Origin of the sequence: Micromonospora sp. NPDC005206 (genome assembly GCF_040608175.1) — a bacterium.
Taxonomy (GTDB): domain Bacteria; phylum Actinomycetota; class Actinomycetes; order Mycobacteriales; family Micromonosporaceae; genus Micromonospora.
In genome coordinates this window covers 309,437-325,935 of sequence record NZ_JBEXHU010000001.1, presented here as the reverse complement: position 1 = coordinate 325,935, position 16,499 = coordinate 309,437, and the positions used below count along the sequence as shown (strand labels likewise).

General features: G+C 71.7%; 13 protein-coding genes. 9 read left to right on the top strand and 4 right to left on the bottom strand.

Going from position 1 to position 16,499, the window contains the following annotated elements; genetic code table 11:
* Positions 1-26: 26 nt before the first annotated feature.
* Positions 27-1,004, bottom strand: a complete 978-nt coding sequence (locus ABZU69_RS01535; RefSeq protein WP_354962461.1) for an aldo/keto reductase — start codon at positions 1,002-1,004, stop codon at positions 27-29.
* 85 nt (positions 1,005-1,089) lie between these two features.
* Between ABZU69_RS01535 and ABZU69_RS01530 the strand changes: the two genes are divergently transcribed.
* From ABZU69_RS01530 to ABZU69_RS01510, 5 genes are all read left to right on the top strand, one after another.
* A complete protein-coding gene (locus ABZU69_RS01530; protein ID WP_354962460.1) occupies positions 1,090-1,851 on the top strand; it encodes a maleylpyruvate isomerase family mycothiol-dependent enzyme in 762 nt (253 codons plus the stop codon).
* Between the two features lie 102 nt (positions 1,852-1,953).
* Positions 1,954-2,817, top strand: a complete 864-nt coding sequence (locus ABZU69_RS01525; protein WP_354962459.1) for a hypothetical protein — start codon at positions 1,954-1,956, stop codon at positions 2,815-2,817.
* 122 nt (positions 2,818-2,939) lie between these two features.
* Positions 2,940-4,304, top strand: a complete 1,365-nt coding sequence (locus ABZU69_RS01520; protein WP_354962458.1) for a cellulase family glycosylhydrolase — start codon at positions 2,940-2,942, stop codon at positions 4,302-4,304.
* A gap of 83 nt (positions 4,305-4,387) precedes the next feature.
* On the top strand, positions 4,388-4,930 hold the full coding sequence (locus ABZU69_RS01515; RefSeq protein WP_354962457.1) for a hypothetical protein: 543 nt from the start codon (positions 4,388-4,390) through the stop codon (positions 4,928-4,930).
* A 125-nt stretch (positions 4,931-5,055) separates the two neighbouring features.
* The gene (locus tag ABZU69_RS01510) at positions 5,056-5,610 is read left to right on the top strand and encodes a dihydrofolate reductase family protein (protein WP_354962456.1); all 555 of its coding nucleotides are present in this window, start codon (positions 5,056-5,058) and stop codon (positions 5,608-5,610) included.
* 7 nt (positions 5,611-5,617) lie between these two features.
* Here the strand turns inward: ABZU69_RS01510 and ABZU69_RS01505 are convergent, their stop codons facing one another.
* Positions 5,618-8,659: a BTAD domain-containing putative transcriptional regulator gene (locus tag ABZU69_RS01505; RefSeq protein ID WP_354962455.1), complete on the bottom strand. Its 3,042-nt coding sequence runs from the start codon at positions 8,657-8,659 to the stop codon at positions 5,618-5,620.
* Between the two features lie 66 nt (positions 8,660-8,725).
* Between ABZU69_RS01505 and ABZU69_RS01500 the strand changes: the two genes are divergently transcribed.
* Positions 8,726-9,481, top strand: coding sequence for an alpha/beta fold hydrolase (locus ABZU69_RS01500; protein ID WP_354962454.1), 756 nt, complete (start codon positions 8,726-8,728; stop codon positions 9,479-9,481).
* Between the two features lie 10 nt (positions 9,482-9,491).
* On the opposite strand, the gene ABZU69_RS01495 is transcribed toward ABZU69_RS01500, so the two are convergent.
* A complete protein-coding gene (locus ABZU69_RS01495) occupies positions 9,492-9,941 on the bottom strand; it encodes a hypothetical protein (RefSeq protein ID WP_354962453.1) in 450 nt (149 codons plus the stop codon).
* Between the two features lie 205 nt (positions 9,942-10,146).
* Here ABZU69_RS01495 and ABZU69_RS01490 point away from each other — a divergent pair, with 205 nt between their 5' ends.
* Both ABZU69_RS01490 and ABZU69_RS01485 read left to right on the top strand, forming a co-directional pair.
* Positions 10,147-12,021: an adenylyl cyclase gene (locus ABZU69_RS01490; RefSeq protein WP_354962452.1), complete on the top strand. Its 1,875-nt coding sequence runs from the start codon at positions 10,147-10,149 to the stop codon at positions 12,019-12,021.
* Between the two features lie 201 nt (positions 12,022-12,222).
* Positions 12,223-14,610, top strand: coding sequence for a discoidin domain-containing protein (locus ABZU69_RS01485; RefSeq protein ID WP_354962451.1), 2,388 nt, complete (start codon positions 12,223-12,225; stop codon positions 14,608-14,610).
* A gap of 45 nt (positions 14,611-14,655) precedes the next feature.
* Here ABZU69_RS01485 and ABZU69_RS01480 read toward each other — a convergent pair whose 3' ends face one another.
* Positions 14,656-15,522: a metallophosphoesterase gene (locus ABZU69_RS01480; protein ID WP_354962450.1), complete on the bottom strand. Its 867-nt coding sequence runs from the start codon at positions 15,520-15,522 to the stop codon at positions 14,656-14,658.
* Positions 15,523-15,646: 124 nt separating this feature from the next.
* Here ABZU69_RS01480 and ABZU69_RS01475 point away from each other — a divergent pair, with 124 nt between their 5' ends.
* On the top strand, positions 15,647-16,498 hold the full coding sequence (locus ABZU69_RS01475) for an alpha/beta hydrolase (protein ID WP_354962449.1): 852 nt from the start codon (positions 15,647-15,649) through the stop codon (positions 16,496-16,498).
* Position 16,499: the final 1 nt, after the last annotated feature.

The window sequence follows — 16,499 nt, the reverse complement described above, 5'->3', positions numbered from 1 at the left end:
GGCCGGTCGCGGTGGTGCGTCGAGCGTCAGTAGCGACCGCCCTCGGGCGCGGGCAGGGCGTCGAGGTCGGCCAGATTCTCGGCGCTGAGCCGCACGTCGCCCGCCGCGCAGTTGTCCACCAGGTACTTCGGGGTCTTGGTGCCGGGGATCGGAATGACCTGGTCACCCTGGGCGACCACCCACGCGAGCGCGACCTGTGCGGGGCTGACGGCGGCCCGGTCGGCGATCTCGCGGACCCGGCCGACGATGGCGAGGTTGGCGCGCAGCGCGTCCTGCTGGAAGCGCGGCAGGCCACGCCGGAAGTCGTCGGTGGGCAGATCGTCGAACGAGGTGAACCGGCCGGCGAGGAAGCCCCGGCCCAGCGGGGAGAACGGCAGGAAGGCGATGCCCTGCTCGGCGCAGTACGGCAGCACCTCGGTCAACGGGTCGCGGGTCCACAGTGACAGCTCGGACTGCACCGACGCCACCGGGTGCACCGCCTGGGCCCGCACGATCTGGGCCACCGTCACCTCGGACAGACCGATCTGCCGCGCCTTGCCCGCCGCGATGACCTCCGCCATCGCGCCCCAGGACTCCTCGATGGGCACCTCGGGGTCGACCCGGTGCAGCTGGTAGAGGTCGACGTGGTCGGTGCCGAGCCGGCGCAGGCTGTCGTCGATCGCCGCGCGGATGTGCTCGGGGCGCCCGTTGTTGCCGAGGACCGGCGAGTTGCCGGGGCCGCCGGTCGGGGACGTGACCACCAGCCCCACCTTGGTCGCCAGGACCGCCTGCTCCCGGTGGCCGCCGGCCAGGGCCCGGCCGACCAGCTCCTCATTGGTGTACGGCCCGTACACGTCCGACGTGTCGATCAGGGTGGCTCCCAGGTCGAGCGCCTGATGGATGACCGAGATCGACGTCTCGTCGTCGCGGGGGCCGGTGATGTCGTATCCGTGGCTCATGCCCATGCACCCGAGCCCGATGACGCCGACCTCGGGACCCGTACTGCCCAGCGTGGTGGTTCTCATGCGCCCCACGCTACGGCGGGCTCCGGCGTTCGGCGAACGCGTTGCGGCACCCCCGGCGACCGTCGACCTGTGGTCGACTGTCCGCATGGAGCTCTCCCGATTCCTCGACTGCCTCGGGGACGACTTCGCCCGGTTGCGGGCTGTCGCACCGACCAACCTCAGGGCAGCGGTGCCCAGCTGCCCCGGCTGGAGTGTCGCCGACCTGACCCGCCACGTTGGCGAGGTCTATCTCCACAAGACCCTGGCCATCCGCGACGGCGCCGAGCCCGAGCCCTGGCCGCCGGCGGAGCTGGCGAGCGAGGAGCCGCTGGCGTTGCTCGACCGGACGTACGCCGGGTTGCTGGCCGAGTTCGCGGCCCACGACCCGAAGGACCCGGCCGGCTCCTGGTACGCGCCGGGCCAGACCGTGGGCTTCTGGATACGGCGGATGGCGCAGGAGACCGTCATCCACCGCATCGACGCCGAGTTGGGCGTCGGTGTCCCGGTCGCGCCCGTCCCGGACGACCTCGCCGTCGACGGCGTCGACGAGCTGCTCAAGGTGTTCGTGGAGTATTCGGCGGCCGAGTGGGCCGACGACTTCAACAAGATCCTGGCCGATTCGCCGAGCTGGACGTGCGCGATCCGTACCGATGGCGCGGCGTGGACGGTGCGTACCGAGCCGGGGCTGTTCCGCGTGACCGACGGCGTGGCCGACGCCGCCGACGTGACGGTGACCGGCCCGCCGGCGGCGATGCTGCGCTGGGCGTGGGGCCGGAACCTGACCGGTGAGCCGGGCGGCGTCACCGTCGAGGGTCCGGTCGAGGCGTTGACGCCGATGCGCCGCTGCATCGTCACCGCGACCCAGTGAGCTGTGCCGGCGGCTCCGCGCCGCGACCACCATAGAATCGATGGTGTTCACTGCCTTTGTCGGCGGTGTCGCTGGTGGCCAGCGCGGAGGGCGGTGCGGGAGATGGGACCGGACGAGCGGGAACGGCTGTTCGAAGGGGCGCGGGAGGCGTCGACGCGGCAGGACACCTGGGCGGAGGCGGACCGACTCTGGGTGCGGGTGATCGACGCCTACCGGCAGGCCGCGCAGGGCTCGGGCCGGGTCGACCGTCGCGACCAGCAGCAGCTGGCCCGGGCGCTGTGGCGGCGTGGGATGCTGCTGTCCGCTCATGGCAGGGCCGCGGACGGGATGGCGCCCGGCGGTGCGGCGGTCGCCCTCTTCGAGCGGGTGCATGACGCGGTGACGGCCGAGGGTGGCGACGTGACCGCTCCGGCGCGGGACGAGGCGCTCGCGGAGCTGATCACCGCACTGGTCGACCTGGCGGAGGTCGCGTTCGCCGCCGGTCAGCCCGTCACCCGGCTGGAGCTGGTGGAGCGGGCCGTGTCCGTGGGTCTGCGCACCGTCGCATCGCCGCCGGCCGCCGGCCCCCGGACCAGGGAGGCGATGGGCACCGCCTACCACAACCAGGCCGTCGCCCTGCTGCACCGGTCGGTCACGCGACCCGCCTCGGACGACTCCGTCCGGGAGGCGGCGCTGGCCGCGTCCCGGGCCTGCGAGCTGCGTCAGGGGCTGCTCGATCCGCTCCGCCCGCTGAGCCTGTGGGAGATGGCCAACACGTACGGGGTGTACGCGCAGTGCCTGGCGCTGATCCGGGATTTCGACCGCGCCGCGATGGTGCTGGGCCTCGGCAATCGGCTGGTGGAGCTGCTGGGGCCGGCCGGCGCGCAGCCCGCCCAGGCCCTGCGTGTGGCGGCCGAGATGGTGGCCCGGGAGAGGTCGGCGTCGGGCGCGACCGCCTCGCGCCGCTGGGGATGGCGGCGGCGCTGACCTCCCGGCCAGCGGGAATCCGCTCGCCCCGCCTTGCCATGCATCGTCATTGATCGATACTGTGCGCCCAGGCGCCGCCCCGCCTCAGGCCATCACAGTCGATCGACCGAAGCGGGTTCAGCATGCGCACACTGAGACTTGTCACGGCCCTGGCCGTCGCCGGCCTGCTCGCCGGTGCGGTGGCGATCACCGCCACACCGGCCAGCGCGGCGACCGCCGTGTTCTCCGTGACGAACAACTGGGGCAGCGGCTATCAGGGCCAGGTCACCGTCACCAACAACACCTCCGCACAGATCACCAGTTGGCGGGTCGAGTTCGACCTGCCGTCCGGGTCGAGCATCAGCCAGTCGTGGAACGCGCAGCAGGCCACCGCCGGTGGCCACTACACGTTCATCAACCTCTCCTGGAACGGGACCCTCGCCGCCGGCGCCTCGACCTCGTTCGGCTTCCTCGTCGCCGGCTCCGGCACCCCGGTCAACTGCACGGTGAACGGCGCGTCCTGCGCGGGCGGGCCGGCCCCGACGCCCACCCCGACGACCCCGACGCCCACACCGACGCCCACCCCGACCGTTCCGCCGCCGACCCCCGGCACCCCCGTCGAGCGGTACGGGCAGCTGCGGGTCTGCGGCACCGGAATGTGCGACAGGAACGGCGCGCGGGTGCAGCTGCGCGGCATCAGCAGCATGTGGCTCAACTGGGAGACGGCCCCCTACGCCGAGAACCTGTCCGCGCTGACCTGGATGCGGGACAACTGGAACCTCCAGGTGATCCGCGCGGCGATGGGCGTGGAGCCGGCGGGCGCGTACCTGAGTGACCCGGTCAAGGCCCGTACGCAGGTCGAGACGATCATCAACAACGCCGTCAGCGCCGGCGTGTACGTGATTGTCGACTGGCACGCGCACGAGGCGCAGCACAATCAGTCCGAGGCGGTCGCGTTCTTCGCCGACCTGGCGCGCCGCTACGGCAACCTGCCCAACGTCATCTGGGAGCCGTGGAACGAGCCGCTCCAGGTGAGCTGGACGGGCGTCATCAAGCCGTACCACCAGGCTGTGGTGGCCGCGATCCGCGCCGCCGACCCGGACAACATCGTCGTGCTGGGCACCCCGACGTGGTCGCAGGATGTGGATGCGGCAGCGGCCAGCCCGGTCGCCGGCACCAACCTGATGTACACGCTGCACTTCTACTCGTGCACCCACGGCGCGTCGCTGCGCGCGAAGGGCGACGCGGCGATCCGGGCCGGTCTGGCGCTGTTCGTCACCGAGTGGGGTGCCAGTCACGCCGACGGAGGCCTCGACGGCCGGGCCTGCCTTCCCGAGGCGCAGACCTGGGTGGACTGGATGAAGGCGAACGGCATCTCCTGGACCGCGTGGAAGCTCGACGTCGGCACCGACACCACCAACCTGCTCAGCGCCGGCGCGCCGGTGACCGGCGGGTGGAACAACTACCTGCACGGCCACGCGCCGTTCGTGGTCGCCAACATGAGATGACGACGTTCGGGCCCAGCTCCGACCGGGAGCTGGGCCCGCGCCGCGACTGCGACCAGCGGCGGCGAAGGCGTTATCCTGCGCCGGTGGAGGTCACGGCGGAGGGTGAGCGGCTGGCCGCCGACCTGGGCCGCTGGCTGGACGACCTGACCTTCGTCGACCTGGACGCCGACGAGGTCACCGCACGGGTGATCGACTCGGTGGTGGGGTGGGCCGAGGCTCAGGGCTGGCGGGTCTACCGGCGGGCACCCAGTGTCCTGCCGTTGCCACCGCCGCTGGAGCAGCGACACTCGGTCCTCGACGTGGCGTGCGCCCGCCCCGGCGGCCCGCCGGTGGTCGTGGAGGTCGACCACACCGACCGGGCGCGGACGGTGCAGAAGCTGCGGGCGGAGGCGGCCGCCGGCCGCATCCCGATCTGGGTGCGCTGGGGCGTCGGCCGTTTCACCGCGCCGCCACCGCCGGTGCGGATGGTGACCTGCGAGGTGACCCGGCGCGCCGGGCCGGCGGGGCGGGGTCGGCTGCACAGCCGGACCGGCGACCGCCCCCCGCCGGCGCACTCCATCGGTGGCGGCACGGCGGACGCGCAGGCGCTGCCCATCCCGCTGACCGACCCGGAGCAGCCGATCTGACCGACGCGCTTCCTGGACCGACACGGTTACGGACGCGGGTAAGGGCACCTGAAGCGAATCGTAAGCGGGACCCGACAGAGTTCTGGGTGTCACCGAGAGCACCGCCGACAACCAGGAGACCCCCGATGCGCAAGCTCATCAACTCGACCTACATCACCCTCGACGGCGTCATCGAGAACCCCATGTGGACCTCGCCGTACTTCGAAGAGGAGGCCGCCAGCCTCGCCGGCGAACAGACCAACGCCGCGGACGCGATGCTGATGGGCCGGGCCACCTACGACGGCATGTCCGTCGCCTGGCCGAGCATGGACGAGAACGACCCGAGCACCGGCGCGGCGTACTTCAACAACGTCAAGAAGTACGTCGCCTCGACCACCCTGACCAACCCCACCTGGAACAACACGGAGGTGCTCCAGGGCGACCTGGTCGAGGCGGTCACCAAGCTCAAGGCCCAGGAGGGCAAGGACATCATCCAGTACGGGTACGGCTCGGTCACCGCGCAGCTGGTCCGGGCGGGCCTGGTGGACGAGGTCCGGTTCTGGATCCACCCCGTGCTGGAGGGCGGCCCGAGCCTGACGACGCCGCTGACGGACGTCAAGGCGTCGTTCGAGCTGATCGACACCCGGGTGCACAAGAACGGCGTGATCATCGCCTCGTACCGGCCGAAGACGGCCAGCTGACCACTGATCAGAGCTGAGCCCGGGCCTGGCCCGGGCTCAGCTTCGCGCCCTCGGCGACCAGCGCGTCGAAGCGTTCCCGCCCCAGGGCGGCCAGAACGCGGACGCTCACCCGGTCGGTGTCGTCGCGTTCCGCCGGGGCGGCCGGGGCCTGCGCGGCGACCCGGGCGGCCGCCGCCGCGCCCAGGAGTCGGGCGGCGACCTCGGGGGAGCGCACCGCCGACGCCATCCCCTCCAGCGGGGTGACCGCGTCCCGTGAGGTCCCTATCGCCTCGGCGGCCTCGAACGCCTCGATGTGCAGGGCCAGCGCCGCATCCGGGTCACCGGCCTGCTCGACCGCGTAGCCCAGCTCGACCAGGATCATCGGCAGGTAGAGCGCGGGCTGGATCTCCGCGCGACCCTGCTCGGCGAGGTGCGTGAGGTGGGCGACGGCCACGTCGAGCTTGCCGTCGCGGCGGGCGGCCAGCCCGAGGCTCATCTCCGCGAAGACCAGCGCACTGGGCATGGCCTGCTCCACCGCCAGCTGGTACGCGCGCTCGGCCAGCTCCCGGCCCTGCGCGTAGTCGCGGGTCTGCACCGCGAGCCAGGCCAGCCACGACAGCTCGGCGCACACCTGCGGCCACAGCGCCAGCTCCTCGGCCCAGCGCAGCCCCTCCTGGTGCAGGGTGGCGGCGCGCTCGTGCTCACCGCGCATGTCAGCCAGCCCACCCACCCACTCGGTCGCCTGGAGCCGGCCCCACCGGTCACCGAGGTCCGCGAACAGCGCGGCGCTACGGGTTGCGGTGTACTCCAGCGTGACCTGGTCCCCGTTGGCGTGCGCGATCATCGCCCGGGAGCTGAGCACCGCGGCCTCGGTCCACGGATCGGCGGAGGCAGCGGGTAGCAGCTCCGACGCCAGGGCCAGGTCGCTGTGGCCGAGCACCGCGTGGGCCGCGAACCAGGCACCGCGGCCGTCCGGGTCACCGGCCAGCGCGGCGCGGACACCGGCCGGGTCGATCGGGTCGCCCTGCACCAGCGCGAAACCGACGCGCCAGGGCGCGGCGCGGGACTCCTGCGTCGGGTCACCCGGCACCGCCAGCGCCCGCCGCGCCTCGGTGAGCCGGCCGCGCAGATACCAGTACCAGCTCAACGCGATCGCCAGTCGCAGCCCGCCGCCGTGGGCCAGCGCCGATCGCAGGTTCGCCGCCTCCGCGTCGAGCAGCGCCAGCCACCGTTGCTGGTCGGCGCCGCGCAGCTGCGGGTCGGCGCGTTCGGCCAGCTCGGTGTAGTACGCGGCGTGCCGCGCGCGTACCTCGTCGGCGTCGGTCAGGCGGTCCAGGCAGAACGCGGCGACCGATTCGAGCAGCCGGTAGCGCGGCACGACGCCGGCGTCGTCGAGCACCACCAGCGACCGGTCCACCAGCCGGGCCAGCGTGTCCAGATCGGTGTGGCAGACCCGCTCGGCGGCCTCCGGGGTGCAGCCGTCATTGAACACCGCGAGCCCGGCGAGCACCGCCCGTTCGCCCTCGTCGAGCAGGTCCCAGCTCCAGCCGATCACCGCGGTGAGCGTCCGCTGTCGCGGCGGCACGTCCCGTTGCTGGGTGGTGAGCAGCCGGAACCGGTCGTCCAGCCGGTCCACCACGCCGTGCACACCGAGCGCGCGGACCCGGGTCGCCGCCAATTCCAGCGCCAGTGGCAGGCCGTCAAGGCGGCGGCAGAGCTGGGCCACCGCGGGAGCGGTCCGGTCGTCGAGGCGGAAGCCGCGCTGCTGCGCGGTGGCGCGGGCGGCGAACAACCGGGCCGCCGCCGAGCGCCGGACCGCATCCAGGTCGCCGTCCTCCGGCACGGACAGCGGGGGTACCTCCCAGAGCAGTTCCCCGGTGAGGCCGAGCGGCTCCCGGCTGGTGGCGAGCACGCTCACCTCGGGCGCGTCGCGCAGGACCCGGGCCACCAGGTCGGCGACCGGCTCGATCACGTGTTCGCAGTTGTCCAGCACCAGCAGCAGGTGTCGGTGTCGCAGCGCGGCGGTGAGCCGGTCGGCGGGGGACAGGCTCGTACCGGCGGTCTCGCGGGTGTCCAGCGCGCCCAGTATCTGCTCGGCGATGCGTGGGTCACCGGCGGGCAGCGGCGCCAGCTCGACCAGGTGCACACCGTCCGGAAGGGCCTGTGTACGGGCCGCCTCGGTGGCCAGCCGGGTCTTGCCGACGCCGCCCGGGCCGACCAGCGTGACCAGCCGCTGCCGCGGCAGCAGGGCCCGCAGCTCGGCCAGCGCCTCGGCCCGCCCGACCAGCTCGTCCAGCTGCGCCGGCAGGCTGTTGCGGATGATCGCGGCCTTCGGTGGCGGGCTGAGACCGGCGTCCTGTTCGAGGATCCTGCGGTGCAGGGCGACCAGCTCCGGCCCGGGGTCGAGACCCAGCTCGTCGGCGAGCCGGTCGCGCAGCTCGGCGTAGCTGTCCAGCGCTTCGGACTGGCGGCCGGCCGCGTACAGGGCGCGGAGCTGCACCGCTCGCAGGCCCTCGCGCAGCGGGTGCCGGGCGACCAGCTCCGCCAGATCGGCCGCGACGAGGAGGTGCTCGCCCCGGAGCACCCGAGCCTCGGCCAGCCGCTCGTGCACGGTGAGGCGCTGCTCCGCGAGCCGGGTCGCCTCCGCGTGGACGAACCCGGCGTCGGCCATGTCGGCGTACGCCTCGCCGCGCCAGAGCGCGAGGGCCTCGGTCAGCCGCTCGACGTCGGTGCACCGGGCCAGTTCGGCGAACCGGTCGGCGTCGACCGCGCCGGCCCGCAGCAGGTACCCGGGCGGCCGGGACTCGATCATCTCGCGGGCACCCGGCTCGGCGTCGTTGAGCGCCTTGCGCAACTGCGACACCCGCACCTGGAGGGCGCCAGCGGGATTGGCGGGCGCGTCGTCGCCCCACAGGTCGTCGATGAGGCGGTCCGCCGAAACCACCTGGTTGCGGTTGGTCAGCAGGTCGGCCAGCAGCGCCCGGACCTTGGTGCCGGGCACCACCACCGGCTCGCCGGCGTCCGTGGTGACGGCGAGTGGTCCGAGCACCCCGAACTGCACGGCGGTCATCCTAGGCCCTAGCCGCGGTAAGGCCACCTGAAGCCGACCGTAAGCGCTCCGGCGCATCGTGTGGGCATGGACATCCACCACGAAGAGCACGGCAGCGGCGATGGCCGCCCGCTGGTGCTGATCCACGGTGCGCTCTCCGGCATCGGCACCTCGTTCGGCGCGATCCTGCCGCTCCTGGCGAAGACCCGGCGGGTGATCGCGGTCGAGTTGCAGGCACACGGTCACACGCCGGATGTCGACCGTCCGCTGACCGTGGAGCACTTCGCCGCCGACGTGGTCGAGTTGCTGGACCGGCTCGGCATCGCGCGGGCGGACGTGTTCGGCTGGAGCATGGGCGCGGCGGTGGCCCTGCGCCTGGGCACCGACCACGCGGCCCGGGTCGGCCGGTTGGTGCTCGCCTCGGTGAGTTTCGACGACGCGGGCCTGCATCCCGGGCTGCTCGACGGGATCCAGGACCTGCGACCGGAGCACCTGCACGGCTCGGAGTTCCACGAGGAGTACCTGCGGACTGCGCCGGACCCGGCGGGCTGGGCCAATCTGGTCACGAAGATGACGGTGCTGGACGCGAACCTGCCGCAGTGGGCCCCGGAGCGGATCGCCGAGCTGGCCGCGCCGACCATGATCGTGCTGGCCGACGCGGACATCGTCCAGCCCGAGCACGCGGTGCGGATGTTCCGACTGCTCGGCGGCGCGGTGCCCGGCGACCTGACCGGTCTGCCGGCCTGCCGGTTGGCCATCCTGCCCGGCACCACCCACACGTCGATCCCGCAGCGCGCCTGCTGGCTGGCCCCGATGATCGACGAGTTCCTGGACGACGTCTAGCCGATGCCCCCTATTCGGCTCTGCGGCGGACCGCCGCGAGCATGCGCCGCATGCCGATCACATGGCCGCCCGATCTCAGGAGGAGTTGTCGGTACAGGCCGCCGGCCAGGCCGGGGAAGGCGGCTCGCGTCTCGGCCCGCAGCTGTGACCGGCCCCGACCGATGGGCTCGAGGCGGAAGATCAGCGCGTAGGTTGAGAACCGATGGCTGCCGCGCAGAGCCAGTTCCCGACCGGGGATCGCGGTGACCACCCGGAAGCCGGGGAACGTCGAGCCTTCGGCGAGCGGCCGTGGCCCGGATGTGTCCGGGTCGGCGGCACCCACCAGGCGCGCGTAGCCGGCCATGCCGGGCCGGGAGAAGGACCCTTCGACGATGTCCGCCAGGTGGGGCCAGACCTCGACGGTCTCCGCCGCGATGACCGTGGCGTGCTCGTCCACGTAGGGCAATGAGTCGATCCGCATCAGCACCTCCCCCGCTGCACCGTCCATTCTCGCCCGCCCAGACCGAAGTTCGCCGTCCGTGGTCATAGCGTGCGGCCGATTTACCAGGTAGAAACATGCCTATCCCTTCGACTCGGCTCAACCTTCGGTCGGAGGGCCCAGAGAGCGCTCTCACCGCCCCCAGCTGTGCCGGAGGTACGGTCCGGCCACGGAGAGGACGAACCGCATGACAACCCAGCCCCGACGGGTGCGCCGGCGAATTGGTCGCACCCTCTTTCTCGCGGTCGTGCTGATCACCGCGGTCACGGCGACCAGCACCGCCGCTGCCGCCGGCCGGCCGACGCACGGCGCCCCGGACTTCGGGCCCAACGTCACGATCTTCGACCCCAGTATGCCGGTCAGCGAGATCCAGCAGACGCTGGACGCGGCGCACGCCCGGCAGGTCGACAATGAGATGGGCGCCGCGCGGCACGCCTACCTGTTCAAACCGGGCACCTACGGGACGGCCGAGCAGCCGTTGCAGGCCAAGGTCGGCTACTACACCGAGGTGTCCGGCCTGGGCGCCTCGCCCACCGACGTCACCGTCAACGGCAAGATCGAGGTGTACAACCGTTGCCTGGCCGACGGCGGCGCCGGCAACTGCCTCGCGTTGGTCAACTTCTGGCGCACCCTGTCCAACCTCTCGCTCACCATCAACGCGGCCGGCCAGGACGGCTGCCGGTCCTCGGCGAACTTCTGGGCGGTGTCCCAGGCGGTGTCGATGCGCCGCCTGAACATCAGCGGCGGTGGCCTGTCCCTGATGGACTACTGCACCGCGGGCCCGCAGTACGCCAGCGGCGGGTTCATCGCCGACTCCCGGCTGCCGGCCACCACCAACGGCTCGCAGCAGCAGTGGCTGACCCGCAACAGCGAGGTCGGCAGCTGGTCCAACGCGGTGTGGAACCAGGTCTTCGCGGGCGTCGAGGGCGCGCCGGACGACGCCTCCTTCCCGGACCCGCCCTACACGACGCTGGAGACCACCCCGCTGAGCCGGGAGAAGCCCTACCTCTTTGTCGACGGCAAGGGCCGCTACAACGTCCGCGTGCCCGCCGCGCAGCACGACAGCCGGGGGGTCTCCTGGGCCGACGGCCTGACGCCGGGGCGGACCATCGGAATCGGTGACTTCTTCATCGCCAAGCCGTCCGACCCGGTGCACGTCATCAACAGCCAGCTCGCGCGCGGCAAGCACCTGCTGCTCACCCCGGGCACGTACGACATCGCGCGCAGCATCGAGGTCCGGCGCGCCAACACGGTGGTGCTCGGCATCGGGCACGCCACGCTCACCGCGGTGAACGGCGCCATCCCGCTGGACGTCGCCGGTGTCCCCGGTGTCGTCGTCGCCGGCGTCACGATCGACGCCGGCCGGGTCGAGTCGCCGGTCCTGCTACGGGTGGGTCAGCAGCACGGCCGCAACGTCAGCACGCCGGGCAACCCGACCACGCTGTCCGACGTGTACTTCCGGGTCGGCGGCCCGCACATCGGCCGGACGAACACGGCGCTGGAGGTCAACAGCGACAACGTGCTCATCGACCACACCTGGGTGTGGCGCGGCGACCACGGCGTCGAGGGCTTCACCGAGGGCGTCAACGGCGACACGGACCGCTGGCGGACCAACACCGGTCGCTACGGCGCGGTCATCAACGGCGACCACGTGACCGCGACCGGCCTGTTCGTCGAGCACTTCCAGCGGTACAACACCGTCTGGAACGGCGAGCACGGCACGACGATCCTCTACCAGAACGAGCTGCCGTACGACCCGCCGACGCAGGCCGACTGGATGCACGGTGCCGTCGAGGGTTGGGCCGGCTACAAGGTCGGTGACCGGGTGCGGCACCACACCCTGTACGGCGGCGGGGTCTACGTCTTCAACCAGAACAATCCGTCGATCCACACCGAGAACGGCTTCGAGGTCCCGGTCACTCCGGGGGTACGGCTGCACCACATCATGACCGTCAACCTCAGCGCCGGCACGATCGACCACGTGGTCAACGGCGTCGGTGACGCGGCCGACATGACCAAGGTCGGCGCACCGGTCTACGTCACGCAGTACCCGACTCCGTAGGTATCCCGGGCGTACCGAACGGGGGCCGGAGCCAGCGCGGCTCCGGCCCCCGCCGTCTCCTGGTGTTCCGCAACTTCTCGGCACTCAGTTACTTGCGATTCGTTGGCGGACAATTTCATCGATCAGTCGAAGTCTTGCGGGCTGGCGACCGCTACTGCCACGATGACCGTCAATGCCTTCCGTCCCGAAGGAGTGGTCGTCATGGCGGTCTCCCGCCGCAGGTTCGTCACATCGGTGCTGGCAGGGTCCGCCCTCGCCGCCGCCTCCACCACCGAACTGCTCGCCACCGGCACCGGCCCGGCCCGCGCCGCGAGTCCCCCCGGGGACGTGGTCGGCAAGGTGACGGTCGGCTACCAGGGCTGGTTCAGCTGCCCCGGCGACTCGGCGCCGATCGGCGGCTGGTGGCACTGGAGCCGCGACCGGTTCCAGCCGCCCTCGCCCGGCAACACCACCATCGTGTCCTGGCCGGACACCCGCGAGTACACGCACACATACCCCACCGCCTACCCCAACCTCGGCAACGGGTCGCCGGCCACCCTCTTCTCCTCGTACGACCAGCAGACCGTGGACACCCACTTCCGCTGGATGCAGGAGTACGGCTGTGACACCGCCGCGTTGCAGCGGTTCAACCCGTTCGACGACGAGGGGCCGACCCGCGACGCGACGACGCAGAAGGTGCGTTCCGCCGCCGAGCGCCACGGCCGCAAGTTCTACATCATGTACGACGTCACCGACTGGCTGAACATGCAGTCGGAGCTGAAGACCGACTGGACGACGAAGATGTCCGCGCACACCGTGTCCAGCGCGTACGCCCGGCAGAACGGCAAGCCGGTCGTCTGCATCTGGGGCTTCGGCTTCAGCGAACCCAGCCGGCCCTTCGCGCCGGCGCCCTGCCTCGAGGTCGTCAACTGGTTCAAGGCGCAGGGCTGTTACGTCATCGGTGGGGTGCCGACCTGGTGGCGACAGGGGATCGAGGACTCCCGCCCCGGCTTTCTCGACGTCTACCACGCGTTCAACATGATCTCGCCGTGGATGGTCTACCGGACCACCACCCTGGAGGGCCTCGACTCGTACTACAACAACGTCAACATTCCGGACCTGGCCGACTGCGCGGCGCGCGGCATCGACTACCAGCCCTGCGTGATGCCCGGTGACCTCGCCGGGGGGCATCGCCGCCACGGCGACTTCTACTGGCGGCACATCTACAACATGGTCCGACTCGGCTCGCAGGGGCTCTACGTGTCCATGTTCGACGAATACAACGAGGGCAACCAGATCGCCAAGACGTCCGAGACCCAGGCCACCACCCCGGCCGGCGCGAACATCCGGGCCCTGGACGAGGACGGAGTGGCTTGCTCCTCCGACTACTACCTGCGGATCACCGCCGACGGCGGTCGGATGCTCAAGGGGCAGCTCGCCCTCACCCCGGTGCGTCCCACGCCACCGATGGTCGGTGGGCCCCCGCCGACCGGTGGAAACCTGGCCGCCGGCCGACCCACCTCGGCGAGCAGCCAGAACGGCCCGTACCCGGCGTCGAACGCGGTGGACTCCGACGCCGGCAGCTACTGGGAGAGCGGCAACGGCGCCTTCCCGCAGTGGTGGCAGGTCGACCTCGGCGCCAGTCACCAGGTCGGACGGCTCGTGGTGCGGCTGCCCGCCGGCTGGGGGGAGCGTACCCAGACCATCACCGTGCTGGGCAGCGTCGACGGCAACTCCTTCGGCACCATCGCCCCGGCCGCCGGCTTCACCTTCGACCCGGCGACCGGCAACAGCGTCACCCGTACGCTGCCGGCCACCGCCGCCCGGTACGTCCGGCTCAGCATCGGCGGCAACACCGGCTGGCCGGCCGGGCAGCTCGCCCAGGTCGAGGTGTACGCCGCGACCGGCACGCCGGACACCCCGCCCACCGCGCCGACCGGGCTCACCGTGACCGGCCGGACGGCGACCAGCGTGTCGCTGGCCTGGACGGCGTCCACCGACGACGCCGGGGTCAGCGGTTACCAGGTGCGCCAGGGCGGCACGGTCGTCGCCACCGTCACGGGCACCACGGCGACCGTGAACGGGCTCAGCCCGACCACCGGTTACAGCTTCACCGTCACGGCGCGGGACACCGCGGGCAACACCTCCGCGCCGTCGAACGCCGTCACGGTCACCACGGACGCGCCGGCCAACGCGGACCTCGCCCGTGGCCGACCCACCGCCGAGAGCAGCCACACCCAGAGCTACGGGTCAGGCAACGTGGTCGACGGCGACCCGAACAGCTACTGGGAGAGCGTCAACAGCGCCTTTCCACAGTGGGTGCAGGTCGACCTGGGCGCATCGCGCACCGTCGGGCGGGTGGTGCTCAAACTGCCGCCGGCGGCGGCCTGGGCGACCCGGACGCAGACCCTCGCGGTGCAGGGCAGCGCCGACGGGACCAGCTTCGGCACGCTGGTCGCTGCCGCCGGGCGCACGTTCAACCCGGCCACCGGCAACCAGGTGACCCTCACGTTCACCGCCGCGCAGACCCGCTACCTGCGGATCACCGTCACCGGCAACACCGGCTGGCCGGCGGGGCAACTGGCGGCGCTGGAGGTGTACGCGAGCTGACCGCGAGCGGGCGGCCATCGGAGAGGACGGGTGGCCGCCCCCGTGTCAGCCCGTCGGCTGCTGCATCCGGCGCAGGTCGTCCGCCGGATGGATGGTGCGTACCGGGTCCGGCACCGGCCCGCGCCGTCGCCACTCGCGCGGGTAGCCGAGGGAAACCTCCTCGAAGCGCACCCCGTCATGGAACGTCGTACGAGGAATGTGCAGGTGCCCGTAGACCACGGTGGCCGCACCGAAGCGCAGGTGCCAGTCCCGGGTCCGCACGGTGCCACACCACTGGGCGAACTGCGGATACCACAGGACGTCGGTGGGTGCGCGCACCAGTGGATAGTGGTTGACCAGCACGGTCGGCAGGTCCGGGTCGCGCTCGGCCAGCCGGCGCTCGGTCTCGGTGACCCGGGCCTCGCACCACGCCTCCCGGCTCGGGTAGGGGTCGGGGTGCAGCAGGGCCTCGTCGGTGCACACCACCCCGGCCTCGTACGCCAGGTCCAGCGACTGCTGCTTGGTGCTCGCCTCGGGCACCCGGAACGTGTAGTCGTACAGCACGAAGAGCGGGGCGACCGTGGCCGGACCACCCTCGCCTTCCCACACCGGGTACGGATCCTCCGGCGTGACGACCCCCAGCCGCCGACACAGCCGCACCAGCTCGCGGTAGCGCTCCTCGCCGCGCAGCCGCACCGGGTCGTCGGGCGGTGTCCACAGTTCGTGGTTGCCCGGCGCCCAGAGCACCCGCGCGAACCGGCTGCTGAGCAGCCCGAGCGCCCACTCGATGTCGGCGTACCGCTCGGCCACGTCGCCGGCGACGAGCAGCCAGTCACCGTCGTTGCCCGGGCGCAACTCCCGCACGAACGAGCGGTTCTCGGGATAGCCGATGTGCAGGTCGCTGACGGCCCGCAGCCGGGGCGGAAGGCTCACGCCCCGAGACTAGGTGTTCTGTCCAGAGAGGTTGGGGACGCGGCTGGCAGGTGGGCCGGCATATCCGGCGATCCGGCGGGAAAGCGCTGACGTCCGACAGCCCGAACCGGAGCAGGAGAAGAACATGCCTTTCATCACCGTGGGTACGGAGAACTCCGCGCCCATCGACCTGTACTACGAGGACCACGGATCCGGTCAGCCGGTGGTCCTGATCCACGGCTTCCCGTTCAACGGGGCGACCTGGGAGAAGGAGACCACGGCGCTGCTCAACGCCGGATACCGGACGATCACCTACGACCGTCGCGGCAACGGCAACTCCGCCCAGCCGGCGTTCGGGTACGACTACAACACGTTCGCCGCGGACCTCGACATCCTGATGAACGAACTGGACCTGCGCGACGCGATCCTGGTGGGTCACTCGATGGGCACCGGTGAGGTGGTCCGCTACCTGGGCAACTACGGCTCGCAGCGGGTGAGCAAGGCGGTGCTGCTCAGCCCGCTGCAACCGATGCTGGCCAAGGCCCAGGACAACCCGGAGGGCGTCGAGAGGAGCCTCTTCCAGGGTTTCCAGCAGGCCATCATCAAGGACCGCTTCGCCTACCTGACCCAGTTTTGCGACGCGTTCTTCAACTACAGCGAGAACAAGGGCAAGCTGGTCAGCGAGGAGGCGTACCACGCGCACTGGCAGATCGGCACGATGGCCTCCGGCAAGGCCACCCACGACTCCGTAACCGCCTGGCAGGAGGACTTCCGGCCCGACCTGCCGAAGATCGACGTGCCGGTCCTGATCATCCAGGGCGACAAGGACAACGTGCTGCCCTTCCCGGTGACCGGCCAGCGGCTCGGGCCGATGCTGCCGACCGGTCAGCTCATCACGCTCAAGGGCGCGCCGCACGGCATCCCGTGGACACACGCCGACGACATCAACAAGGCGGTGTTGAACTTCATCAAGCAGCCGGCCAAGGCTCGGGCCTGAT

Excerpts from the sequence above, each read along its gene's own strand:
- ABZU69_RS01535 (WP_354962461.1), bottom strand. The coding sequence starts at position 1,004 with ATGAGAACCACCACGCTGGGCAGTACGGGTCCCGAGGTCGGCGTCATC.
- ABZU69_RS01530 (WP_354962460.1), top strand. The coding sequence starts at position 1,090 with ATGGAGCTCTCCCGATTCCTCGACTGCCTCGGGGACGACTTCGCCCGG.
- ABZU69_RS01525 (WP_354962459.1), top strand. The coding sequence starts at position 1,954 with ATGGGACCGGACGAGCGGGAACGGCTGTTCGAAGGGGCGCGGGAGGCG.
- ABZU69_RS01520 (WP_354962458.1), top strand. The coding sequence starts at position 2,940 with ATGCGCACACTGAGACTTGTCACGGCCCTGGCCGTCGCCGGCCTGCTC.
- ABZU69_RS01510 (WP_354962456.1), top strand. The coding sequence starts at position 5,056 with ATGCGCAAGCTCATCAACTCGACCTACATCACCCTCGACGGCGTCATC.
- ABZU69_RS01505 (WP_354962455.1), bottom strand. The coding sequence starts at position 8,659 with ATGACCGCCGTGCAGTTCGGGGTGCTCGGACCACTCGCCGTCACCACG.
- ABZU69_RS01500 (WP_354962454.1), top strand. The coding sequence starts at position 8,726 with ATGGACATCCACCACGAAGAGCACGGCAGCGGCGATGGCCGCCCGCTG.
- ABZU69_RS01495 (WP_354962453.1), bottom strand. The coding sequence starts at position 9,941 with ATGCGGATCGACTCATTGCCCTACGTGGACGAGCACGCCACGGTCATC.
- ABZU69_RS01490 (WP_354962452.1), top strand. The coding sequence starts at position 10,147 with ATGACAACCCAGCCCCGACGGGTGCGCCGGCGAATTGGTCGCACCCTC.
- ABZU69_RS01485 (WP_354962451.1), top strand. The coding sequence starts at position 12,223 with ATGGCGGTCTCCCGCCGCAGGTTCGTCACATCGGTGCTGGCAGGGTCC.
- ABZU69_RS01475 (WP_354962449.1), top strand. The coding sequence starts at position 15,647 with ATGCCTTTCATCACCGTGGGTACGGAGAACTCCGCGCCCATCGACCTG.